Source organism: Streptomyces sp. CB02056, from assembly GCF_001905545.1.
GTDB lineage: Bacteria > Actinomycetota > Actinomycetes > Streptomycetales > Streptomycetaceae > Kitasatospora.
Map to the genome: position 1 here is coordinate 174,131 of NZ_LIPD01000011.1, position 26,216 is coordinate 200,346.

Sequence of the window (26,216 nt, forward strand, 5' to 3'; positions counted from 1 at the left end):
ATGGCCGACAACGGCTTCAGCATCAGCGACATCTACGCCCTGGGCAACCAGTGGATCGAGCTGGGCAACACGGTGTACGCGGCCCGGTACGGCACCAGCATGGCCATGGACAAGTTCCAGTGGACCGGTGACGGCATGGTGGCCGCGCACGACGCCTGGAACCTCGTCGGCAACAGCGTGCTCGACCCGGCGGTCACCACCTGCTGGAAGATCGGCGACGCCATCAACGACTACGGCCGGGCGCTGGAGAAGATCATGGCCGCCGAGCAGAAGGCCGCCAACGCGGCCGGGCTGGCCAGCATCATCGCCACCATCCTCGGGTTCGTCCTCCCCTTCGGCCTGGGCCTGCTGGCCAGGCTGATCGCGCCGCTCCTCGAAGGCCTCATCACCCTCATCACCAACATCCTGAGGACGATCGGTGAGAGCCTGCAGACCATCCTCAACATCGGCGCCTTCATCGGCGGCGCCGTGGCCGGCGGCCTGCTCCAGCTGGGCACCGACCTGCTGGCCCAGCTGATCGCCGACAAGATCTACGACGTCCCGTTCGAGATCGACTGGGCCGCCGAGGGCATGAGCATGGGCTTCGGGGCCGTCTTCGGCGGCCTCGGGGGCCTGGCCGGTCTGCGCGGCCCCAAGGAGGTCGGGATCGGCGGCGGCCCCAAGGGGGTCGGGGGCAAGGGCGTGACCCCGCCGAAGGTCGACCCGCCGGGTGTGAAGCCCCCGGTCACCGAGCACGTCCCGCTGCCGGGGCGCGGCTCCGTGCCGCTTCCGGAAGGGCCGGGGCACATCGGCGGAGTCACCCCGGGCGGCATCGGCAAGGTCCCGCCGCCGGAGCTGTTCCCGGGCGGCGGCAAGCCGCTGGGCGCCGAACCGGGCAGTGTGCCGCCGGGACGCTCGCCCGTCGCCCCCGGCGGGGTGGAGCCCCCCAAGACCGGGATCCCCCACGAGGCCCCCGGCAGCACCCCGCCCGGCCCGCCCAGGACCACGACGCCCGGCCGGGGCCCCGAGCCGGTGACCCGGGAGCCCGGCCAGCTCAACCCGTCGGGAACCCACCAGCCGACCCCCGGCGGTCAGGTGAAGCCCGGGACCGGAGTGCACGAGCCCGGGGCGGGCGGGATCGGCAACGTCGCCCCGCCGAAGAGCACCGGCGGCCAGATCGGCGGCCAGGAGACGCACGGGCCGCTGGGCGGCAAGGACGGCTCGCTGCCCGACGCCACCTCGCGCTCCGTCAACGAGACGGGCGGGAACGGCGGTTCGCGCGGCACCGTCAACGGCAACGGCACCGGCAACGTCACCCGGCCCGGCCCGAACGAGCAGACCCCCGGCCACTCGCAGTCCGAGACGCCCGTCGACAACCAGACCTACAAGGCCTCCTTCGACCGGCAGCCCGGCGGAACGCGGCCCGGCAGCGACGTCGGCGCCAACGGCCGGCCGTCCTCGGCCTCCGCCCGCGTCGAGGGCGACAACGCCGTTGTGGCCACGGACCGCAACTCGCTCTCCGCGAAGACCCCCGGAAACCACGACGGCCTCCCCGGCGGCAACAACAACCGGCCCGAGGGCGTGAAGCAGCCCCTCAAGGAGGGCGCGGAGGCGCCCACGAACAACCAGCGGACCGCCACCGGAGGCGGCACCACCCCCCGCGACACCCCGCTGGAGCCGATGCGGGACAACGGAAAGTCCGGCGGCTCCTCCGGTTCCGCGCCCAAGGGCAACGAGCGGACCAACCAGTCGACCGGGGGGCAGAAGCCCCTGACGAGGGAACTGGAGCCCCAGGCACCCGAGAACAGCAACCGGCAGTCGACCGCCTCCTCGGCGCGGGAGCACGAGGGCAGCACCAACGGGACGAAGCAGACCACCTCCGAGAGCACGGCCCCGGGCAAGGGGGACCGGCCGACCTCGGAGCAGACCCGGCAGAACGGCCAGCAGGAGGGGACGACCGGGAAGTCGGAGGGTGTGGCGTCGAAGAAGCCCTCGACGCGGCCGTTCGGTGCCAGGAAGGTGATGACCATCGCCGACCTCCCCCCGGAGGGGTCGGGGCCGAAGAGCGGCGCCCCGGAACCGGGGATGCGACCCGGCAGTTCCAACGTGAGGACCCTCAACGACCTCCCGAGCGAACACGGGGCGGGCGGCTCGGCGAAGGGCGGATCGTCGGGGGAGAAGCCGCTGGTCGACCGGGGCACCGGGTCCACGTTGGACGGGAAGCCCGGTGAGAAGTGGGTGTCCCGGGATTCGGCTGATCGCAGGTCGATGACCATGGACGACCTGCCGGCGGATGGTCCGGTGAAGGGCGGGTCGCCGAAGGAGAAGCCGCTGGTCGACCGGGGCACCGGGTCCACGTTGGACGGGAAGCCCGGTGAGAAGTGGGTGTCTCGGGATTCGGCTGATCGCAGGTCGATGACTATGGACGACCTGCCGGCGGATGGTCCGGTGAAGGGCGGGTCGCCGAAGGAGAAGCCGCTGGTCGACCGGGGCACCGGGTCCACGTTGGACGGGAAGCCCGGTGAGAAGTGGGTGTCCCGGGACTCGGGCGACCGCAGGTCGATGACCGTGAACGACCTGCCGGCGGATGGTCCGGTGAAGGGCGGGTCGCCGAAGGAGAAGCCGCTGGTCGACCGGGGCACCGGGTCCACGTTGGACGGCAAGCCCGGTGAGAAGTGGGTGTCCCGGGACTCGGGCGACCGCAGGTCGACGACCATGGACGACCTCAAGAAGTCGGGGGACGCGGACACCCCCTCGCCGAGGGAGCACGAGGGCGGCACCGACGGGTCGAAGCAGAAGCCCTCCGCGGGCGAGGCCCCGGGCAAGGGGGACCGGCCCACCCCGGACCAGACGCGGCAGAACGGCCGGCAGGAGGGGACGACGACGAAGTCCGAGGGCTCGGCGCCGAAGAAGCCCACCGTGCGGCCGTTCGGTCCCGAGAAGGTGAGGACCCTCGCCGATGGCCCCCAGGACGGGGCGGGGCCGAGGAGCAGCACCTCGGAGTCGGGGATGCGATCCGGCGGCTCCAATGTGAAGACCGTCACCGAGGCCAAGCCGACCGAATCGGGGGCGGGCGGCTCGACCAAGGTCGGATCGTCCACCGAGAAGCCCGTGAGCAAGACGGAGCCCTTCTCCGGCCGGGGCGATCGTCTCGGCGGGGGGGCGCGGGTCTCCGAGGACGCCGGAGCGTCGAACCGAACCGGCCCGCGGAGCGGATCCCAGCAGGAGTTCCCGAACGCGGAGACATCGACGAACAGCCGGGGTCCGCAGTCGGAGCTGGCGGCGAAGCAGGAGACCGCGGCGAACGCCCGGATCGCCAAGGCCAAGGCCGAGGCCGATGCGGCGGCAGCGGCGAAGGCGGGTGCGGGGGCCGAGGCCGGCAACGCGGGGGCGAAGGTGAAGTCCGGTGCGGGGGTTGAGGGTTCGGGTTCGTCGGAGCGGGTCAAGTCGCCGTCGGAGTTGACGGACAAGCGGGAGGCCGCGGCGAGGCGGGAGGCCGCGGGGAATGCCTGGGCGACGGAGCCCAAGGGTGAGGCGCCTGCTGGGGCGAAGGTGAAGTCCGGTGCGGGGGTGGAGGGTTCGGGTTCGTCGGAGCGGGTCAAGTCGTCGGCGGAGTTGACGGACAAGCGGGAGGCCGCGGCGAAGCGGGAGGCTGCGGGGAAGGCTTGGGTGACGCCCAAGGGTGAGGAGCCTGCTGGGGCGTCCGAGAAGTCCGGTGCGGCGGTGGGGGGTTCGGCTTCGTCGGAGCGGGTCAAGTCGCCGTCGGAGTCGGCGGCGTCTTCGGAGATGCGGGAGGCCGCGGCGAAGCGGGAGGCTGCGGGGAAGGATTGGGTGACGCCCAAGGGTGAGGAGCCTGCTGGGGCGTCCGAGAAGTCCGGTGCGGCGGTGGGGGGTTCGGGTTCGTCGGAGCGGGTCAAGTCGCCGTCGGAGTTGACGGACAAGCGGGAGGCCGCGGCGAAGCGGGAGGCCGCGGGGAAGGCTTGGGTGACGCCCAAGGCCGAGGCCGATGCGGCGGCGGTGGAGAAGCCCGGCGCCGGATCGGCTGCCCGGTCCCGGGTGCCGGAGAAGCCTTCGCCGGGGGCGCGGGGCGAGGAGGCCCGGCTCGCGGCGCAGAAGCACGCGGAGGTCATGGACCGCTGGCTGGAGCACAAGCGGCAGGATCCGGAGACCCGGAAGCTGACGGAGCAGCGTGCCGAGGAGGCGCGCCAGGCGGCGGAGAAGCAGGCGGAGCGGCGGGCGGAGGTGGCCGCGGAGCGGCGGGAGCGGGCCGCTGCCGAGCGGGAGGCGTCCGAGCGGACGAAGGCGCAGGTCGCGGAGGCCGAGGCCCGGGCCGACCGCCGGCGAGCGGAGGCGGCGGCCGCCGAGGACGCCCGGTGGCGGGAGCTGTTGCAGGACCTGCGGGACAAGTCGGGTGGGAACTCCGGGACGATCGGGGAGATCTCCTTCGCCGAGGCCAGGGCCCGGATCACCCAGCGGGCCGATGCCGCGCTGCGCAAGCCCATGCGCGAGTACACGGGGCCGGCGGACTTCGAGGCGATGGACCGCTACCTGGCTCCCCACCAGGTGGCCGCCGAGGCCGAGGCCTGGCACGAGCTGGCGCGCGAACTCGGCATCAACGTGGGCTCGTTGGCTCGGCAGGGCCTCATGCCGACGTTCCCCCGGAACCTTCCGGAGCGGCCCGGCGGGAGGGTCGCCTTCGAGGCCGAGGCGTCCCCGGTCTCGAAGACCGGACCGGTCGGGGGCAAGGGCAAGGGCCTGGCCGTCGAGCCGGTTGAGACTGTCGAGGCCGTCAAGCCCGGCAAGCCCGTCGAGGCCGTCGAGACCGTCGTGAAGGAGCCCGAGGAGGAGATCACGGTTCTGCGGGCTCCGAACCCGGACGAGACCTGGGCGCAGATGGAGGCCCGGGAGGCCCGCGAGCTGGCGGCGGCGATCGAGCTGTCGACGCGGCTCCGGCAGCAGCCGAGCGGGGGCGGGGGTCCGATCACCTCGGCGTCGGCCGCGTCCGGGAGCCGGACCGGGTCGGCGCTGACGCCCGAGGCCAAGGCGAAGCTCCTCCAGGTCCCCACGCAGGCCCTCGACGAGGTCTCCCCGGCGGAGGGGTCGGCGTCGACTCAGCCGGAGGTGCCCGTCGTCGCGCAGCCGGAGGCGCCTTTCACGGCGCAGGAGTTGATCGACGAGCTGGTCGGCCTGATGCCCGGGGTTCCCCAGGCGCCGGCGGGTCTGCTGGGTCCGGACGTGTTCGGTGACCGGGTCGTTCCGCCCGCTCCGGAGTTCCTCCAGGGCTACGACTACCGGCAGTTGAAGTCGGAGTCCCGGGTGGCGTTCTTCCGGGCGCTGGACCTGGCGCGCGCGACCGCGCCGACGGCCGAGGGGCTCGCCCCGGAGACGCTGGGCCAGCACCCGGAGTCGGTCGTCGAGTCCAGTGGGATCCGGACGATGTCGCGGAGTACCGGTTCGGGGTTTCTGCGGAAGTGGGTGCGCATTCCGCGGCTGGTGCACTCGATCTGGCTGGGCGGCCCGCTGTCGGCGGACAACGAGCACACCGGCCCGTTCATGACCAATGTGCAGGACTCGGCGGACGGTCCGGGCCAGGAGTTCACCCATGTGATCTGGACGGATGTCACCCGCGCCCGGGTCGCCGAGGCCAGGGCGGCCGAGGGGACGGGCGACGACACGCCCGAACTCGCCACCGTACGGGCGATGGTGACGTGGGCGGGGACCCGGCCGCGCGGGAACGTGGTGCTGGTCAACGTCGACGAGGTCTTCTCGGCCGAGGCGCCGATGGGCCTCGAAGCGGCCTACAAGATGGAGACGGCGAAGCGCCTCGGGCAGGGGTACGCCTCGGCGAGCGACATCCTGCGACTGGAGGTCCTCGGCCGGTTCGGCGGGATCTACACCGACGGCGACAACCGCCTCCGGACCGACCCCACCCCGGCGGTCCGGCGGATCGTCGAATCCGACCAGGGCTTCGCCGTCGCCAAGGTCGGCAACTCCGGCATGGCGAACGCGGTGCTGATCGCCCCGGCCGGGCACCGCGCCGTGCGGCAGCACCTGGAGGTGCTGCGCCGCAACTACCTGCGCAGCTCGCACGAGAACACCGTCCGCGGAGGCTACTTCCAGTACCTGGACCGGATGTCCGTGTCCAAGACCGACTTCCGCGAGGCGGACAAGATGGCGGGGGAGGACCCCGTCTGGGTGCAGGGCCACACGGAGGAGCGGGACAAGAACGCGGTCCTCTACCTGAGCGGGACCGGCATCAACATCTGGGCGGACCTGGCGCACGGCCTGGGGCTCAAGGGCCCCGGCAGGCTCCCGGTGGTCGAGCCGGGTGTGTTCGAGATCGGGGTCGGGAACACCTGGGTGCCGCGCGAGCAGCCGGCCGCGGAGGCGGAGCCGGCGGAGGGCGACCAGCAGCCCGAGGCGCCCGACCGCGCGGCGACACTGCTGGCGGCCCGGAACATCATCAACACGCTGATCCGCGAACTCTCCTACCAGAACGGCAAGTTGGCTCTGAGCGAGGTGGCCGCGCGGGTCGCCCGGCACCCGCAGCCCGCGTTGCTGTGGGACACGGTGATCGGCTTCCTGGCCGGCCACCCCGAGCTGCGGACGCGGGTGCAGTGGCGCACCGTCCAGAAGTACGACGCGGGGACGAGGCCGATCGGCGCCCCGGTTCCGCTCCCGCCGTGGTCCGCCGGCCTCCTGGTGCCCGAGCCCGGGGAGGTCGAGGGGATCAAGACCGGGCGGGGTGTCGAGCGGGTGCGCATGCTGGCGCCCGAGGAGGTGCCGCCGCCCGCCGCGACGGGGGTGCTCCAGGTCCCCACCCAGGCCGTCGACGGCGTGGTCCCGGCGGTGACCGACCTGGACCGGGCCCGCGAACAGCTGGTCGCCGTGGGCGCGGGGGCGGAGGAGCAGGCCGCGATCGTCGCGCGCCTGGACGACCTGGTCGCGGCGCTGGATGAGATCGGTGCGGGTGCGGAGGCCCGGCAGGGTGTCGGCACGGCCTTGCAGATGGGTTCCTTCCAGCAGGCGTTCGCCGACCTGGGGCAGGCGCAGCGTCTGGAGGTGCTCCGGCTGCTGGCGCAGGCGCTGCGGGACGGGCTGGAGCCCGGCGCGCAGCCGATGCTGGCGCTGCTGGTGACGGTGCTCCTCGCGGCGCAGCAGATCCGGGACGAGGTGCCGGTGGCGGCCGCGGGGGAGTCCCCGTGCGACCTCGCCAGGCGGTTGACCACGTTCGCCGACGGGATCCTCGCGGGCGCGGTCGCCTGGGCCCGTGAGTCGATGAGGGGTGTTCCGACCGCGCCGTACGCGGTGGTGGCGGTGGCGGGCTACGGCCGCACCGACCTGACGCCGGCCGCCGACCTGGACTTCGGTCTGCTCGGCGCTCAGGCGGACGCGGCCTGGCTGCGGTCGCTGACCAACCTGGCGGCCGGCTGGCTGGACCTGGCCCGCCAGTTCCTGCCGGTGAACGGGTCGGCGGCGGCGCCGTTCCAGGCCGACATCATGTGGTTCAACCCCAATCTGGCGGTCTTCGACCCGGAGGCCGTGCTGGAGCACGCGCTCGCCGCTTCGGCGGACGAGCTGACGCCCAAGCACGGTGTCATGCACGACACCCGGCTGATCGAGCTGGCGCCGCTCACCGGCGCCCTCGCCGCCGTCACGTCGCACGAGGGCCAGCGGGAGCTCTTCCGGAGGTTCGCCCAGGAGCGGAGCGGGCGCGGCGACGCCGAGGTGGAGTGGGCCGCCCTGCGGGAGTCGCTCGCCGGCCTCCCGCGTCCGGAGACTCTGGCGCAGGTGAACAGCGTCAACGTCAAGACCGGCTTGATGCGCCAACTGACCGTCGCCACACGGCACCTGTATGCCGCGTACCGGGCCGTGGCGAAGCCGGACACACCGTGGCGGCTCAGCACCGGCGAGCGGCTGGAGGAGCTGATCGCGGGGAAGGTGCTGCCGGGGCCGCTCGGCCGACGGCTGGTGGACGCCTATGTGCTGGGCCTGAGCCTGCGGCAGCGGTTGCACCAGGCGTACGGGGGTGAGCGGGACGAGGTCGCGACGGCCCAGGTGGCCGAGCCGCCGAACGGGCTGGAGCGTCTGCTGCCGGAGGAGCAGGAGCAGTTGGCGGCCGCGATCGGGGTGCTGCACGAGGTGCAGGGGAGCCTCGGCGCCCTGTGGTCCAAGGTTCAGTCCTCGGCGCCGTCGCGCTGGAAGACCCTGTTCGGGCGCCGTCCGGTGGCGGACCAGTCCGTCGACCTGGTGCCGGACACGGTCGAGCCGGGTGAGTTGTGGGACGCGGATCTGGAGCTGCCGCTGGTCGGTGGCGGCAGTGTGCGGCTGGGTGATGTCCAGAGCCTGACCATCGTGGCGCCGGAGACGGGTCTTCCGCAGGGGCGGGCGTTCCACACGGAGGACGAACTCGCGCAGCGGCGTGAGGTGTTGAGGAACTTCGACCTGGGGCGGCGGTGGCTGCTGGAGGTCGACGGGCAGGGACGTGTGGTCACCGGGTACCGGAAGGTGCCGTGGGGGACGGGCGGTCGGCGTTACCTCGCGCTGCTGCACGGCAACCGGGACTTCGCGGTGCTGCCGCTGTCCGGCCCGGTCGGCACGGTGAAGGTGACCGCTACCGGGCTGGCCCGGACGCTGCGGCGCAGGCCGAGTGTCCAGCAGTTGGCGGCGGGTGACGAGATCGTGCTGGCCGCGTGTGACGCGGCGCTGCCCGCTTCGGATGGCGGGCCGTCGCTGGCCCAGGAGGTGGCGGACGCCACGGGCCGGGTGGTGTGGGCGCCGACGGGGAAGATCGCGGCGCTGTCGACCGACCTGGACGCTGATGCCGGGTTCCTGATGTACCCGGCGGCCGACGGCACGCCGGGTGTCTGGATCCGCTTCACCCCGAACGGCGTTGAGACCGTCCAGGTCTCGGACGAGTCGGTGGGCGCTTCCGAGGCGGGCCCGGTTTCGCGTGCCAGCGTTCCCCTGGCACCGTCGCAGAGTTCGACGGGCGTCGTGATGACGGGCGTCGAGGACACCGAGGAGGAACAGTCCGAGTCCGAGGAGGACGCGGACGACCTGGAGGAACTGGACGACCTGGAAGAGCTGGATCCGGCGGAGGGGTTCGCATGGTCGCAGCAGCCCCAGCACCCCGGGAACCAGGGCGAGGGGTCGGGGTCTGTCCAGGCCCAGGTGTCGACCGTCATGCAACCGGAGGCGCCCTTCACGGCACAGGAGTTGATCGACGAGCTGATCGACCTGATGCCCGGGGCTCCGCAGGCGTCGGTGGCGCCGGTGGGTCTGCTGGGTCCGGACGTGTTCGGCGACCGGATCGTCCCGGCCGCGCCGGAGTTCCTCCGGGGTTACGACTACCGGAAGTTGAAGTCGCGGTCCCGGGTGGGGTTCCTCCGGGCGCTGGACCTGGCGCGCGAGACCGCGCCGACCGCCCAGGAGCTCACCCCGGATACCCTGGGCCTGCACTCGGGGTCGGTCGTCGAGTCCGACCAGTCCCAGACGATGCCGCGCAGGTCGGGCCCGATTCACCTGCCGAAGCCGGTGCGCATTCCGCGGCTGGTGCACTCGATCTGGCTGGGCGGCCCGCTGTCGATGGACAACGAGCACACCGGTCCCTTCATGACCAATGTGCAGCACTCGGCGGACGGTCTCGGCGAGGGGTTCACCCATGTGATCTGGACGGACGTCACCCGTGCGCGGGTCGCCGAGGCCAAGGCCGCGGCGGCCGCGGGGACGGACGACGTCCCGGCTGAACTCGCCACCGTGTGGGCCATGGTGGAGTGGGCGAGGAGCCGGCCGAACCGGAACGTGGTGCTGGTCAACGTCGACGAGGTGTTCTCGGCCGAGGCTCCGATGGGCCTGGAGGCGGCCTACAAGATGGAGACCGCCAAGGGTCTCGGGCAGGGGTACGCCTCGGCGAGCGACATCCTGCGACTGGAGGTCCTGAACCGGTTCGGCGGGGTCTACACCGACGGCGACAACCGGCTGTTGAAGGACCTGGACCGGGAGGTCCGGCGGATCGTCGAGTCCGAGCAGGGCTTCGCCGTCGCCAGGGCCAGTGCCGCGACCACGGTGCCGAGCGCCACGACCAGCACGATCGGTACGACCACCGGGTTCACAAAGACCACCAGGACCTCCAAGGGCGGCCTGGCGAACGCGGTGCTGATCGCCCCGGCCGGACACCGGGCCGTGCGGCAGCACCTGGAGGTACTGCGCCGTAACTACCTGCGCCGCTCGAACGAGAACACCGTCCGCGGGGTGTACTTCCAGTCCCGGAAGCCGTCGCACATTTCCGGTGCCGACTTCCGGGAGGCGAAGACGTGGGTGAAGACGGACCCTGGCGAGCCGACGCGCCACACGGACGACGGGGAGAAGAACGCGGTCCTGTACCTGAGCGGGACCGGTGTCAACATCTGGGCGGACCTGGCGCACGGCCTGGGGCTCAAGGGCCCCGACGCACTCCCGCTGGTCACCTCGGAGATCTTCGAGATCGGCACCGGGAACACCTGGGTGCCGCGGGAGCAGCCGGCGGCGGCCGTCCAGCTGCCCGAGGTGCCCGACCGCGAGGCGACGCTGCTGGCGGCCCGTCGCATCATCAACACGCTGATCCGCGAACTCTCCTACCAGAGCGGTAAGTTGGCGCTGAGCGAGGTGGCCGCGCGGGTCGCCCGGCACCCGCGGCCCGATCTGCTCTGGGACACGGTGATCGGCTTCCTGGCGCACCACCCCGAGCTGCGGGAACGGGTGCAGTGGCGCACCGTCCAGAAGCTTGACGGGGCGACGAAGCCGACCGGCAGTCCGGTCGTCCTCCCGCCGTGGTCCGACAGCCTGCTGGTCAGGGTGGAGGAGGCCAAGCCCAGGGCGGGCGTCGAGCGGGTGCGCATGGTGGCGCCCGAGACTGTGGCGCCGCCCGCCTCGACGGTACCCGCGGCGGGGCTGCTCCAGGTTCCCACCCAGTCCGTCGACGGCGTCGCCACGGTGGTGGAGACCGCTGTTCAGGAGCAGTCCGAGCTGGACCGGGCCCGTGAACTGCTGGTCGCCGTGGGTGCGGATGCGGGGGAGCGGGCCGCGATCGGTGCGGGCCTGGACCGGCTGGTCGCGGCCTTGGACGGGAGCGGCGCGAGCGCGGAGGACCGGCAGGGCGTCGGCACGGCCTTGCAGATGGGGCCCTTCCAGCAGGCCTTCGCCGACCTGGGGCAGACGCAGCGTCTGGGCGTGCTCCAGCTGCTGGCCCAGGCCCTGCTGGACGGTCTGCGGCCCGGGGCGCAGCCGATGGTGGCGCTGCTGGTGACGGTGCTCCTCGCGGCTCAGCAGATCCGGGACGAGGTGCCGGTGGCGGCCGCGGGGGAGTCCCCGCGTGATCTCGCCAGGCGGTTGACCGGGTTCGCCGACGGCATCATGGCGGACGCGGTCGCCTGGGCCCGTGAGTCGATGCGGGGTGAGGCCACCGCGCCGTACGCGGTGGTGGCGGTGGCCGGTTACGGCCGTACCGACCTGACGCCGGCCGCCGACCTGGACTTCGGTCTGCTCGGTTCCCAGCAGGACGCGGTGTGGCTGGAGTCGCTGACCAAGCTGGCGGCGGGCTGGCTGGACCTGGCCCGCCAGTTCCTGCCGGTGAACGGGACGGTGTCGGCGCCGTTCCAGGCCGACATCCTGTGGTTCAACCCCAACCTGGTGGTCTTCGACCCGGAGGCCGTGCTGGAGTTCGCGCTCGCCGGTCCGGGAGGTGAGCCGGGGCCCACACACGGTGTCATGCACGACACGCGGCTGATCGAGCTGGCGCCGCTGCCCGGTGCCCTCGCCGCCGTCACGTCGCGGGAGGGCCAGCGAGAGCTCTTCCGGACGTTCACGGAGGAGCGGGGCCTGCGCCTCGACCCCGAGGTGGAGTGGATCGCCCTGCGGGAGGCGTTCGACCGTCTCCGGCGTCCGGAGACGCTGGCGCAGGCGAACACCGTCGACGTCAAGGCCGACTTCATGCGGCAGTTGACGGTCGCCACGCGGCACCTCTATGCCGCCTACCGGGCGGTGGCGAAGCCGGAGACGGAGTGGCGGCTCAGCACCGGCGAGCGGCTGGAGGAGCTGATCACGGCGCGGGTGCTGCCGGCGGCGCTCGGCCAGAGGCTGGTCGACGCCTACAGGTTGGCCCTGAGTCTGCGGCAGCGGCTGCACCGGGCGTACGGGGGTGAGCAGGACAAGGTCGCGACGGTGACGGCGGCCGGGCCGCTGAACGGGCTGGAGCGCCTGCTGCCGCAGGAGCAGGAGCAGTTGGCCGTCGCGCTCGGGGCCCTGCGTGAGCTGGAGGGGAGCCTCGACGCCCTGTGGGTCACGGTCAGGCCCCCGGTCCAGGCTCCGTCGCGCTGGAAGAACCTGTTCGGGCGCCGTCCGGTGGCGGACCAGTCCGTCGGCCTGGTGCCGGACACGGTCGAGCCGGCCGAGTTGTGGGACGCGGATCTGGAGCTGCCGCTGGTCGGTGGCGGCAGTGTGCGCCTCGGTGACGTCCAGAGCCTGACCATCGTGGCGCCGGGGACGGGCCTGCCGCAGGGGCGGGCGTTCCACACGGAGGACGAACTCACGCAGCGGCGTGAGGTGTTGCGGAGTTTCGACCTGGGGCGGCGGTGGCTGCTGGAGGTCGACGGGCAGGGCCAGGAGGTCACCGGGTACCGGAAGGTGCCATGGGGAACGGGTGGGCGGCGCTACCTCGCGTTGGTGCACGGGAACCGGGACTTCGCGGTGCTGCCGCTGTCCGGTCCGGTCGGCACGGTGAAGGTCACCGCGACGGGGCTGGCCCGGACGCTGCGGCGCCGGCCGAGTGTCCAGCAACTGGCGGCGGGTGACGAGATCGTGCTGGCCGCGTGTGACGCGGCGCTGCCGGCCTCGGACGGTGGGCCGTCGTTGGCGCAGGAGGTGGCGAACGCTACCGGCCGGGTGGTGTGGGCGCCGACGGGGAAGATCGCGGCGCTGTCGACCGACCTGGACGCGGACGCCGGGTTCCTGATGTACCCGGCGGCCGATGGCACGCCGGGTGTTTGGATCCGCTTCACCCCGAACGGCGTTGAGACCGCCCAGGTATCGGACGAGTCGGTGGGCGCTTCCGAGGCGGGCCCGGTGTCGCGTGGCACGGCTCCCCAGGTGCCGTCCCAGAGCTCGACGGGCGTCGCGACGACGGACGTCGTGGAGGAGCAGCCCCAGCTCCCCGAGAATCAGGGAGAAGGGTCGACCCAGGCGCAGGCGCAGGCACCGGAACCGCCCTTCACGGCCCATGAGTTGATCGACGAGCTGGTCAGCCTGATGCCCGGCGGCCCGCAGGCGCCGGCGGCGCCTGCGGATCCGCTGGAGGCCATGCTGGGGCCGGACCTGTTCGGCGACCGGGTGGTCCCGCCCGCCCCGGAGTTCCTCCAGGGTTACGGCTACGACCAGTTGAAGTCGGAGTCCCGGACGGCGTTCTTCCGGGCGCTGGACCTGGCGAGCGAGGCGGCGACGCCGACGGCCGAGGGGCTCGCCCCGAAGGCCCTGGGCCAGGACCCGGAGTCCGTCATCGAGTCCGGGGCGCTCCAGACGGTGCGGCGCAGGTCGGGGTCGATGCACCTGCCGAAGCGGGTGCGCATTCCGCAGCTGGTGCACTCGATCTGGCTGGGCGGCCCGTTGTCGGCGGACAACGCGCACACCGGCCCCTTCATGGCGAACGTGCAGGAATCGGCCGACGGTCTCGGCCGGGAGTTCACCCATGTGATCTGGACGGACGTCACCCGTGCGCGGGTCGCCGAGGCCGCGGCGGCCGCTGGGACGGGCGATGACACGCCCGAACTCGCCACCGTACGGGCGATGGTGGCGTGGGCGAGGAGCCGGACGCACCGGAACGTGGTGCTGGTCAACGTCGACGAGGTCTTCTCGGCCGAGGCGCCGATGAGCCTCGAAGCGGCCTACAAGATGGAGACCGCCAAGGGGTTGGGGCAGGGGTACGCCTCGGCGAGCGACATCCTGCGGCTGGAGGTCCTGGACCGGTTCGGCGGGGTCTACACCGACGGCGACAACCGGCTGTTGAAGAACCCCGTTCCCGAGGTCAGGAGGATCGCCGACTCCAAGCGGCACTTCGCCGTCGCCACGGCCAGCCTGGCGGATGCGCCGGGCGCCAGGGCCGGCACGACCGCCAGGGGCGGTCTGGCGAACGCGGTGCTGATCGCCCCGGCCGGGAACACGGCCGTGCAGGAGCACCTCAGGGTGCTGCGAAGCAACTACCAGCGCAGCTCGCACCAGAACACCTTCCGCGGGGAGTACTTCCGGCCCCGGGGGCAGGAGGACAACACCGAGGCCAACTTCCAGCAGGCGGACGTGGTGGCGGGGCCCCCGGTCTGGGTCCAGAACCACACGGAGGAGAACGAGAAGAACGCGGTCCTCCACCTGAGCGGGACCGGTGTCAACATCTGGGCGGACCTGGCGTACGGCCTGGGGCTCAGCGGCCCCGGTGCGCTTCCCGTGGTCGAGCGGGGCGTGTTCGAGATCGGGGTCGGGAACACCTGGGTGCCGCCGAGGCCGTCGGCGGTGCCGGGCGCCCAGCTGCCCGAGGTGCCCGACCGCGCGGCGACGCTGCTGGCGGCCCGTCGCATCATCAACACGCTGATCCGTGAACTGGTGTACCAGAACGGCAAGCTGGCGCTGAGCGAGGTGGCGGCGCGGGTCGCCCGGCACCCGCGACCCGAGCTGCTGTGGGACACGGTGATCGGGTTCCTGGCCCGGCACCCCGAGCTGCGGGACCTGGTGCGGTGGCGCACCGTCCGGAAGGTCGGCGCGGGAACCGGGCCGGCCGACCAGCCGGTGGCGCTCCCGCCGTGGTCCGCCGGTCTCCTGGTGCCCGCGTCCGAGCCGGTGGCGGGGTTCACCGCCGGGTCGGATGTCGAGCGGGTGCGCATGGTGGCGCCCGGGGAGGTGCCGCCGCCCGCCGCGACGGGGGCCGTGGCGGGGTTGCTCCAGGTACCGACTCAGTCCGTCGACGGCGTCGCCACGGCGGTGGAGACCGTTGTTCAGGAGCAGTCCGAGCTGGACCGGGCCCGCGAGCAGTTGGTCGCGGCGGGTGCGGATGAGGGGGAGCGGGCCGAGATCGGCGCGCGGCTGGACGAGCTGCTGGCGGCGTTGGACGAGAGCGGTGCGGACGCGGAGGACCGGCAGGGTGTCGGTGTGGCCCTGCAGATGGGGTCCTTCCGGCAGGCGTTCGCGGACCTTGGTCAGACGCAGCGCGTGCAGGTGCTCCGGCTGCTGGCGCAGGCGCTGCGGGATCGCCTGGGGCACGGGGCGCAGCCGATGGTGGCGCTGCTGGTGACGGTCCTGGCCGCGGCGCAGCAGATCCGGGACGAGGTGCCGGTGGCGGCCGCGGGGGAGTCCCCGCGTGACCTGGCCAGGCGGTTGACCGGGTTCGCCGACGGCATCATGGCGGACGCGGTCGGGTGGGCCCGTGAGTCGATGCGGGGGGCTCCGACCGCGCCGTACGCGGTGGTGGCGGTGGCGGGCTACGGTCGTACGGACCTGACGCCGGCCGCCGACCTGGACTTCGGCCTGCTCGGCTCCGACGAGGACGAGGTCTGGCTGCGGTCGCTGACCAACCTGACGGCTGGCTGGCTGGACCTGGCCCGCCAGTTCCTGCCGGTGAACGGGTCGGTGCCGGCGCCGTTCCAGGCCGACATCATGTGGTTCAACCCCAACCTCAGGGTCTTCGACCCCAGGGCGGTGCTGGCGGGCTCGCTCGCCGCTCCGGGGGAGGAGCCGGGCCTGAAGCACGGTGTCATGCACGACACCCGGTTGATCGAGCTGGCGCCGCTGTCCGGCGCCCTCGCGGCCGTCACGTCGTCGGAGGGCCAGCGGGGGCTGTTCCGGACGTTCACGGAGGAGCGGGGCCGGCGCATCGACCCCGAGGTGGAGTGGATCGCCCTGCGCGAGGCGTTCGACCGTCTCCCGCGTCCGGAGACGCTGGCGCAGGTCGACAGCGTCAACGTCAAGGCCGACTTCATGCGGCAGCTGACGGTTGCCACGCGGCACCTCTATGCCGCCTACCGGGCGGTGGCGAAGCCGGACACGCCGTGGCGGCTCAGCACCGGCGAGCGGCTGGAGGAGCTGACCGACGGGAAGGTGCTGCCGCCGGACCTCGGCCGGCGGCTGGTGGACGCCTACCTCCTGGCTCTCAGTCTGCGGCAGCGCTTGCACCGGGCGTACGGGGGTGAGCAGGACAAGGCCGCGACCGCGCAGGTGGCCGAGCCGCCGAACGGGCTGGAGCGCCTGCTACCGGAGGAGCAGGAGCAACTGGCCGCCGCGCTCGGGGCCCTGCACGAGGTGCAGGGGGGCCTGAATGACTTGTGGACCAAGGTCAAGGCTTCGGCCCCGTCACGCTGGAAGAACCTCTTCGGGCGTTCCCGTCCGGTGGACCAGTCCGTGGCGCCGGTGGTCCACAGTCCGGTGGTGCCGGGCACCGTGGAACCGGGTGAGTTGTGGGACGCGGATCTGGAGCTGCCGCTGGTCGGTGGCGGCAGTGTGCGGCTGGGCGATGTGCAGAGCCTGACCGTCGTGGCGCCGGGGACGGGTCTTCCGCAGGGTCGGGCCTTCCACACCGATGACGAACTCGCGCAGCGGCACGAGGTGTTGAGGAACTTCGACCTGGGCCGGCGGTGGCTGCTGGAGGTCGACGGGCAGGGGCAGGAGGTCATCGGGTACCGGAAGGTGCCGTGGGGCACCGGCGGACGGCGCTACCTCGCGCTGCTGCACGGGAACCGGGACTTCGCGGTGCTGCCGCTGTCCGGCCCGGTCGGCACGGTGAAGGTCACGGCGACGGGTCTGGCCCGGACGTTGCGGCGCAGGCCCAGCATTCAGCAGTTGGCGGCGGGCGACGAGATCGTGCTGGCCGCGTGCGACGCGGCGCTGCCCGCTTCGGACGGCGGGTTGTCGCTGGCGCAGGAGGTGGCGAACGCTACCGGTCGGGTGGTGTGGGCGCCGACGGGGAAGATCGCGGCGCTGTCGACCGACCTGGACGCTGATGCGGGCTTCCTGATGTACCCGGCGGCCGACGGTACGCCGGGTGCCTGGATCCGCTTCACCCCGAACGGCGTTGAGTCCGCCCAGGCCTCGGACGAGTCGATGGGCGCCTCTGAGGCGGGCCCGGCGCCGCGTGCCAGCGTTCCCCTGGTGCCGTCGCAGAGTTCGACGGACGTCGCGATGACGGGCGTCGAGGGCGAGGAGGAGGACGAGCTCCCGGCCGCGAACTCCCGTACGGACAAGGGCAAGGGCAGGGTCGACGAGGCCGCCGAGGAGGACCTGGACGACCTGGAACAGCTCGATCTGGAGGAGGCGATCGCGCGGTCGCGTCAGCCCCAGTACCCCGGGAACCAGGGAGAGGGATCGGGGTCTGCCCAGCCGGCGGTGCCGGTTCAGGTCGTCGTGCAGCCGGAACTCCGTTTCTCGGCCCAGGATTTGATCGACGAGCTGATCGGCCTGATGCCCGGGGTTCCGCAGGCGTCGGTGGCGCCGGTGGGTCTGCTGGGTCCGGACGTGTTCGGTGACCGGGTCGTCCCGGCCGCCCCGGAGTTCCTCCAGGGGTACGACTACCGGAAGTTGAAGTCCGAGTCCCGGGTGGCGTTCTTCCGGGCGCTGGACCTGGCGAGCGGAACGGCGCCGACGGCCGAGGGGCTCGCCCCGGAGGCCCTGGGCCTGGAGCAGGGTTCGGTCGTCGAGTCCGGACGGTTCCAGACGATGTCGCGGAGTACCGGTCCGGCGTTCGGGCGGAAGCGGGTGCGGATTCCCCGCCTGGTGCACTCGATCTGGCTGGGCGGCCCGTTGTCGATGGACAACGAGCACACCGGCCCGTTCATGACCAATGTGCAGGACTCGGCCGACGGTCTCGGCCAGGGATTCACCCATGTGATCTGGACGGACGTCACCCGTGCGCGGGTCGCCGAGGCCAGGGCGGCCGCGGGGACGGACCGGGACACGCCCGAACTCGCCACGGTACGTGCCATGGTGGCGTGGGCGGGGACCCGACCGCACGGGAATGTGGTGCTGGTCAACGTCGACGAGGTCTTCTCGGCCGAGGCGCCGATGAGCCTCGAAGCGGCCTACAAGATGGAGACCGCCAAGGGCCTGGGGCAGGGGTACGCCTCGGCCAGCGACATCCTGCGACTGGAGGTCCTCCGCCGGTTCGGCGGGGTCTACACCGACGGCGACAACCGGCTCCAGGCCGACCCCGCCCCGGTGGTCGAGCGGATCGTCAACGCCCGGCGGAGCTTCGCCGTCGCGAAGGTCGGCAACGCGGGCATGGCGAACGCGGTGCTGATCGCCCCGGCCAGGCACCCGGGTGTGGAGCAGCACCTGGAGGTGCTGCGCCGTAACTACCTGCGCAGCTCGCACGAGAACACCGTCCGCGGGATGTACTTCCAGTCCCGCGACCGGGCGCACATCACCGCCGAGGAGTTCGAGGAGGCGGAGGAGTGGGTGGGGAAGGTCCCCGCCGAGGCGCAGCGCCACACGGACGACGGGGAGAAGAACGCGGTCCTGTACCTGAGCGGGACCGGTGTCAACATCTGGGCGGACCTGGCGCACGGCCTGGGGCTCGATGGCCCTGAAGCGCTCCCGCTGGTCCCCTCGGAGATCTTCGAGATCGGCACCGGGAACACCTGGGTGCCGCGGGAGCGGCCGGCGGCGGCCGTCCAGTTGCCCGAGGTGCCCGACCGCGAGGCCACGCTGCTGGCGGCCCGTCGCATCATCAACACGCTGATCCGCGAACTCTCCTACCAGAGCGGGAAGCTGGCGCTGAGTGAGGTGGCCGCGCGGGTCGCCCGGCACCCGCGGCCCGACCTGCTCTGGGACACGGTGATCGGCTTCCTGGCCCGGCATCCCGAGCTGCGGGAGCGGGTGCAGTGGCGCACCGTCCAGAAGTACGACGGGGCGACGAAGCCGGTCGGCACTCCGGTCGTCCTCCCGCCGTGGTCCGACAGCCTGCTGGTCAGGGTGGAGGAGGCCAAGCCCAGGCCGGGCGTGGAACGGGTGCGCATGCTGCGGCCCGAGGACGTGCCGCCGCCCGCCGCGACGGTGCCCACCGCGGCACCGGCGGGGCAGCAGCAGGTGGCCGAAGAGGAGGAGGCGACCGGACAGGAGGAGACGGCCGACGGCCAGGCCGGTCAGGCACCCGGCCGGCAGTTCCACGCGCCGACCGGCGGCACCGACGGCACCGACGGCACGACGGCCGGCACCACCGCGCCGACCCGCGGCACGCCCCAGCAGCAGGCCGTGCCGCAGCCGCCCGCGGCGACGGACCCGGCGAACTTCCCCGGCTGGCAGCCGTTCACGACCGCCCAGGGGACGGCGGCCGAGCCGCTCCGCCCCGACCGTACGCCGCGCCCCGGCCCGGGCCCGCAGACCGACCCCAACGGGGTGGTGCGGGACCACGGCGGTTGGCAGCTGAAGCCGACAGCGGTCCCGGGGGCGCCGATCACGCGGTTCCCGGGTGCCTGGCAGCGGCCGGTGGCGGCGCCGGAGTGGACGTACTACCCGGAGGACTGGAGCGCCGACACGGTCCTGCGGCACGTCCAGGCGGCGATGCGGAACAATCCGAGCGTCGCGCCGGGGCCGGACGGCCTGGACCGGGCGGTCGGCTGGTCCGGGAGCCTGTGGGTCGAGGCGGTCCTGGACCAGCAGGGATACATCCTGTACCACCACCCGCTCCCCAACTCCCCCGCGCCGTACGCGGCGTGGCAGGAGGAGGCGGTGGTCGGCCGGGGCGACCGGGTCGACCTGTTCGGGTACCCGGGCGTGCTGCTCCAGCGGGTGCGGTTCGACAGCGGGCAGGACGGCTTCGAGTTCACCGTCCGGCTGCACCTGGAGCCGTCCGCGGGCATGACGCCCGCCGAGCTGGACGCGGTGCGGCAGCAGGTGCGGACGCTCATGGCCGACTTCACGGCCGGGCAGCAGGTCGGGGCCTTCGACCGGCTGCTGAACGTGGGCGTGGAGTTCACCGAGGAGGCGGGCGACGGCGTCACCACGCTCCCGGTCGCGCCGGGCGCGGTGCCGAGCCTGGCGCAGGTGCTGCCGCGGCAGTTCAGGGAGGCGGCCGGAACGGTCGACCTGGAGTTCGTGACGGGGACGCAGCTGCGCAAGTCCCCGCCGGTGCGGGAGGTCCACGTCGGCGGGGACTGGACGGCCGGGCTGCGCCCGTCGTTCACGGCTCCGGCCTGGGACCGCCCCGGCCGGGGGCTGCCCCCGGAGTGGGGCACCGCCGAGGCCCGGTACGCCGCCCACCACGTGCTGCGGACGGGGACGGCCGAGGTCGTCGGCGAGGCGGCCGCGGGCCGCCCGGCCCCCGAGGTCCGCCGCGGCCGGTTCGCCGGGGTGCGGCTGAACGTCCGGGTCGAGGACGGCGTCATCACCGACGTCTGGGGCGAGCCGCACCAGAAGCTGCGGCCGCAGCTGACCGCCCCGGTGGCCGGCACCGAGGCGGTGCTGGTCCCCGCGCAGGAGGTCAGGCCGCCCCAGGACGCCTTCATCCGGGCCATCACCGCCCGGGAGCTGGAGTCCTTCGACGCCCGCCGGGTCCGGCTGCCGGACGGGGACACCGAGACGGTGCTGACCGTCCGGCTGTACCTGGACCTCGAAGCGAGGCTGGACCTCGCGGACGGGCCGACGGCCGCGGCCGTGGAGGCCCTCCGGGAGGCGGGCCGGGAGGGGGTCGAGAAGGTCTACAACACCGGGCAGCGGCTGCCCAGCGGCGATCTGCTGCGGGTCGAGGTCGAGTTCGTCCCCGACCGGTCCACGGCGCACCACACGGTCGCCGTCCGGGAGCGCCAGGACCGGGCCAACCACCGGACCTGGGGCCTGAACACCGGGGCGCGGACGATCGCCCACGAGATCGGCCACCTGCTCGGCCTGGACGACGAGTACCGGGAGGCGGGTTCCACGCCCCGGCCGATCCATCCGGACGACAGCGGGATCATGGGCGGCCGGCAGACCGACCGGTTCGGCCGCCCCTGGCTGGACATGAACCACCTCCACGAGGGCCCGCTGGAGATCCTCGCCCCCTTCGCGCCGCCGGCCGCCCGCAACCTGCGGCAGCTCGGCGGGGTGGTGGACGAGGCCTTCGGCGAGGACCGCGGCCCGACGCCGGTCGGCGACGCGCCGACCCGGGCCCGGTTCCGCGAGGAGGTGCTGCGGCGCGCCCTGTACGGCGGTCCGGGCGGGCGGGACGGCCACCTGGTGCCGCCGCGGGGGTCGACGCGCCCCCGCCCGGAGCGGGTGCCGGGGTCGCAGGAGCGCAACGGGACGTTCAAGGTGGTCGGCGGGCCCGCCGACGCGGCGGCCACGCAGGTCGGCGCCCTGGCCGGCGACCTGCCCGGCCCGCGCCGGAACCGGACGGTGTTCCCCGAGCACTGGACGGCGGACGACGCGGTGTACGCCGCCGAGCAGGCGTACCAGCACGCCCTGCGCACCGGCCGGGTCACCGCGACCGGCCTGCACTCCCACCACTGGGTCGGCGAGTACGGCGGGGTGCGGATCGAGGGCCGGATCCGGGCGGGGGAGTTCGTCTCCTTCCGTCCCTCCGACGACCAGAGCGGGCTGGACACCCCGGCGTACATGCCGTGGCGCCCGACCGGTGGGGCCTTCGGCACCCGGGTCGAGGACCTCGTCCGGTACGGCGACCGGCAGACCCTCACCGGCGTCCACGCCGAGCCGGAGAGGGCGGCCGCCACGGCGCACGGCGTCAAGGTGGGCTCGGTGCTCGCGGAGAACGACAACGGCACCTACCGGGCCGACGTCTGGTTCCTCGACGCGGCCGTGACCCCCGGCGCCCCGATGGCGAAGTTCCCGTCGCGGTGGCACCAGCACGCGGACGGGGAGACCCACACCCTCTACCCGAAGGCGTGGACGCCGTCGCGCATCCTGTCCGCGGTGGAGCGGGCGTACGCGGCCCGGCACGCCTCCGAGCCGCTGGACTCCGGCGCCGTGCGCTGGGTGGGCGAGGCCGACGGCGTGCGGATCGAGGGGATCACCCGGGACGGCCGGCACCTGACGCACCGTCCGACCGCCCGGCAGCCGCTCACCGACTGGTACGCGCCCCCGGCGGCGGACGGGTCCACCGGGCCCGGCCTGCGCGGCCGCCGCGTCCGGACGGTGGACGGACAGCTGGGCATCGAGGTCGCGGCACCGGTGCACCTGAGGGTCGCGGCGGGCACCACGCCCGCGGCGGTCGCGGACGCCCGCAAGCGGCTCCAGCGGGCCGCCGACGACTTCGTCCGGCAGCCTCGCGCCGCCGGCGACCCGCCGGTCCTGCTGACCCTCGACTTCGTCGACACGGAGGCGGACGCCCTTCCGGGCGCGGTGGCCGGGGCGGACTCCCTCCCCGACGGCGCCGGGCTGGACGTGCTCCTGCCCGGTGTGGCCGGGGCGTTGACGCCCGGGTTCTCCGCGACGGTCGCGGGCAGCGCGGGCCCGGCCACGGCCACCGCCAGGGCGCAGGCCGGGTACGGACAGCGGGTGCTCGTCGAACCGGAGCTGACCGAGCCCGCGGGGCCCGGAACGGGCACCCGCCCGGTCACCGTCACCGAGATGGCGGGGCAGCAGTGGATGATCGACGGGGCCTTCGCCCCGACGCTCGCGGGGAACGCCGGGCGGGGACTGCCGTCCGGCTGGACGCCGGGCGAGGGCAGGTACGCGGCGCTCCAGGTGCTCGCCGGCTGGCGCGGCCGGCGGCGCGAGCTCGTGAAGGGCCGCTTCAACGGCGTCCCGATCGAGGTCCGGACCGAGAACGGGCGGATCGTGGACTTCCGCGGCCTGCCGGACCGGAGTGTCCCGGCCCAGTTCACCAAGGCCGTCCCCGAGCCGTCCGGCCAGGGCCTGGTCTTCCCGACCGGCCCGCGCCACGCCCCCGAGTCCTCCTCCTCGTCGTCCTCGTCCTCCGCGCCCGCCGGCGCGATCCCGCAGCCGGCGCAGGACCCGGCGACGGCGCTGCTGCCGGGCCACGCCTCGGCCGAGGCCGTACCGGACGACCCGGCGGCGCAGCCGTTCGAGCTCCGGCGCGGCCCGCTCGTACCGGGCGGCGAGGACGTCACCGTCCTCGTCCTGCGCGTCCACCTGGACGGCTCCGGCCTGACCGGGGAGGACGCCCGGGCCAGGGTCGCCGCGCTGGGCGCGCGGATCCGGGACGCCGCCGCGCGGTTCGACAACCGCACCAGGCTCCCGGACGGCACCCCGCTGCTGGTGCGGGTGGAGTTCGTGGACGCCACCGGCGATCCGCACCGGACGGTGCTCCTGCACGAGCGGAGCGTCGCCCAGGACGCCGGGAACTGGCACCTGGAGATCTCCCGGGACGCGCTGGTCCACCAGCTGGGCCGGGCCTTCGGCATCTCCGTCACGGAGTACGCGGGCGGCGGCACGACCCACGTCGTCCCGGCGCCGTCGGTGCGCGTCCTGCGCGAACTCGGCGAGCTCGCGGACGACCGGCTGGGCCGCCTCGGGCACGACACCGAGGACGGCGAGTCGCCCCGGACGGAGTTCGCCGACGGCGTCCTGGAGGCCGAACTCGGCCCGGCCGTCGGGACGCGGGGCGGCCACCTGCCGTCGGCCATCGGCGAGGAGGGGGCCGAACAGCTGGAGCTGGTGCGCCGTCACGCCAACGGCACCCTGCTGGTGGAGACCGGCGCGGGCCGGCGCACCCTGTTCCCCGAGCACTGGACCGCCGCCGAGGCCCGGTACGCCGTCGAGCAGGCGGCCGTCGACGCGGTCCGCAACGAGACCTTCCAGGTGACCGAGAACGGGATCTTCTGGCAGGGCGTGTACGAGGGCGTCCGGATCGAGGGCAGGTCGGACGAGGACGGGACGGTCACCGCCTTCCGCCCGGCCGCCGACCAGCGCGGCCTGGTGGCGCCCGCCCACGCGCCGGGCGCCGGCGCGGTCGACGTCCCGTCGCTCGACGGGGCCCCGGTGCTCACCCCGGACCAGCTGCGCGTGTTCGGCGAGCAGGCCAGGCGGGAGGGCGGCACCGGGCTGCCCCCGGAATGGACCCGGGAGCAGACCCGCCACGCGGCCCTGTGGGTGTACGAGCAGCAGAACGGCGAGGCGAGGGGACGCAACGGGGACGAGATCGTCACCGGCGCGTACGGTGACGTCCGGATCAGGCTGCTGGTCCGCAACCGGCAGATCATCGACTACTGGGCCGAGCCGGGGCAGCGCTTCGACGCGACCGAACCGGCCGAGCCGGTACGGGTGCTGGCCACGGCGGAGGTGCGTCCGCCGGTCCGCCGGTTCCTGCGCTCGCTGCAGGCCCAGTTCATCCAGTCGTACGAAGTCCGGCGGGTGGTGGACTCCGACGGGGACACCAGGACCGTCCTGACGGTGCGGGTCCACCTGGAGGACGACGGCCTGGTGGGCAGCCGCGCCGAGACCGAGCGGGGCCTCGACCGGGTGCGGCTCAACGCCGAGGCGGGCGTCCGGGACGTCTTCGGCCAGGGGCTGCGGCTGCCCGACGGCAGCCTGCTGGAGGTCGCGATCCGGTTCGTCGACCGGGACAGCGCCCACCACGTCGTCGAGGTGCGCTCCTACACCTCCCAGGAGCACGCCCAGCACTGGGGCGTGGACTCCCCGCCGAGGGTGATCGGCCACGAGGTCGGCCACCTGCTCGGCCTGGCCGACGAGTACCGGCGCCGGGGCGCCGGCCCGCGACCCGTCCACCCGGAGTTCGGTCTGATGACCGCGCCCGGGAGCGACACCTACGGCCGGGTCTGGTACGACGCCGGGCACCCGGTGGAGCTGGGCGTCACGAACCCGGCGGTCTCGCTCCGGCCGCACAACCTGAACGAGCTGGGCGCGGTCCTCGACCGGGTCTTCCGGACGGACCTCCGGCCGGTGCCGGCCGGGGAGTTCCCGGTGCGGGCCGCCTTCGGCGAGGACGCGCTGCGGACCGCGCTCTTCGACGGGCCGGACCGGACGGGCGGGTACCTGACCCCGCCGGCGGAGTCGGGGCGGCGCAGGCTGCCCCGGGTCGGCGCGGAGAACCCCAACGGCACGTACCGCGCCGACGCGGGCGAAGCGGCGCTGGACCGGTACCGGACGATGTTCCCCGCGCACTGGACGGCCGAGGACGCGGTGTACGCGGCGCGGCAGGCCTACCTGCACGCCCGCCGCACCGGCGGGATCAGCGGGCACGGAGACCTCGCGCAGCGCTGGGTCGGCGAGTACGACGGCGTGCGCATCGAAGGCCGGATCCGGTCGGGGGAGTTCATCTCCTTCCGCCCCGCCGAGGACCAGTCCGGGCTCACCGCGACGGCCCCCGCGCCCGAGCCCGCCACGCTGCCCTTCGGCCACCGGGTCGAGGACCTCAACCGCTACGGGGACCGGCACACCCTCACCGGCTTCCACCACCGCGCCCGGCTCCGCGGGGCCCTCGCGGTGGACCCGGCGGACCACGGCCTGCACCTCGGGCCGGTCCGGCCGCCGCGGGCCAACGGCACCTACCGGGCGCCGGTGTACTTCCTGGACCCGGGGATCGCGCCGGGCGCGCCGCTGAGCGAGTTCCCGTCCCGGTGGCGCCGCCCCGAGAACCAGGAGGCCCGGACCTTCTACCCCGAGTCCTGGGTGTCCGAGGACGTCCTGGAGCGGGTCGACCGGGCCTACCAGGAAAGGCTGTTCGAGGAGGTGCTGCCGGACGGCGCCGTGCGCTGGGTCGGGGTGGCCCACGACGTGTGGATCGAGGGCGTCACCCGGGACGGGCGGCACCTCGTCCACCGGCCCACCGACTGGCAGCGGTCCCGTCGGGAGACCGGGGCCGGGGCGGTCCCGGTCTGGGAGCGTCCCCTGGTGCGGGACGACGTCGACTACTCCATCGGCTACCGCCGCGTACGGCCGGGCGGGGCCGGCCTGCCGGACACCGAACTGGTCGTCCAGGTGCGGGACCACGGCGACCTGACCGCCGAGGAGCGGGCCGGGCTCCAGCGGCTCGCCGACGAGCAGGCCGCGGAGCTGTTCCCGGCCACGGCTCAGCCCGGCGGCCGGCCGGTCCGCATCCGGCTCCGGTTCGTCCCCGAGGCGGACGGCCCGGAGGCGATGCCGCCGGTCTCGTCCTTCCCGAGCGCCTTCGTGCGGCAGCTGCGGTCGCGGCTGGAGGAGGCCGAGGAGCTGGTCGCCGGACTGCACGGCGCACCCGCGCCGGAGCCGCCGCTGCTCACCCCGGTGACCCCGGGCACGGGCGAGCGCCCGGCTGCCCGTACCCGCCTCCAGGACCT

Annotated in this window: 1 protein-coding gene (cut by a window edge); it reads left to right on the forward strand. The window is 73.8% G+C overall.

Translation table 11 applies throughout. The annotated features are described in order from the left end of the window. Nucleotides 1-26,216, forward strand: the 5' portion of a protein-coding gene (locus AMK13_RS29015) for an EndoU domain-containing protein (RefSeq protein WP_074004749.1). It continues 1,363 nt past the right edge of the window; the window shows 26,216 of its 27,579 coding nt (coding positions 1-26,216); the start codon lies at nucleotides 1-3; its stop codon lies off the right edge, out of view.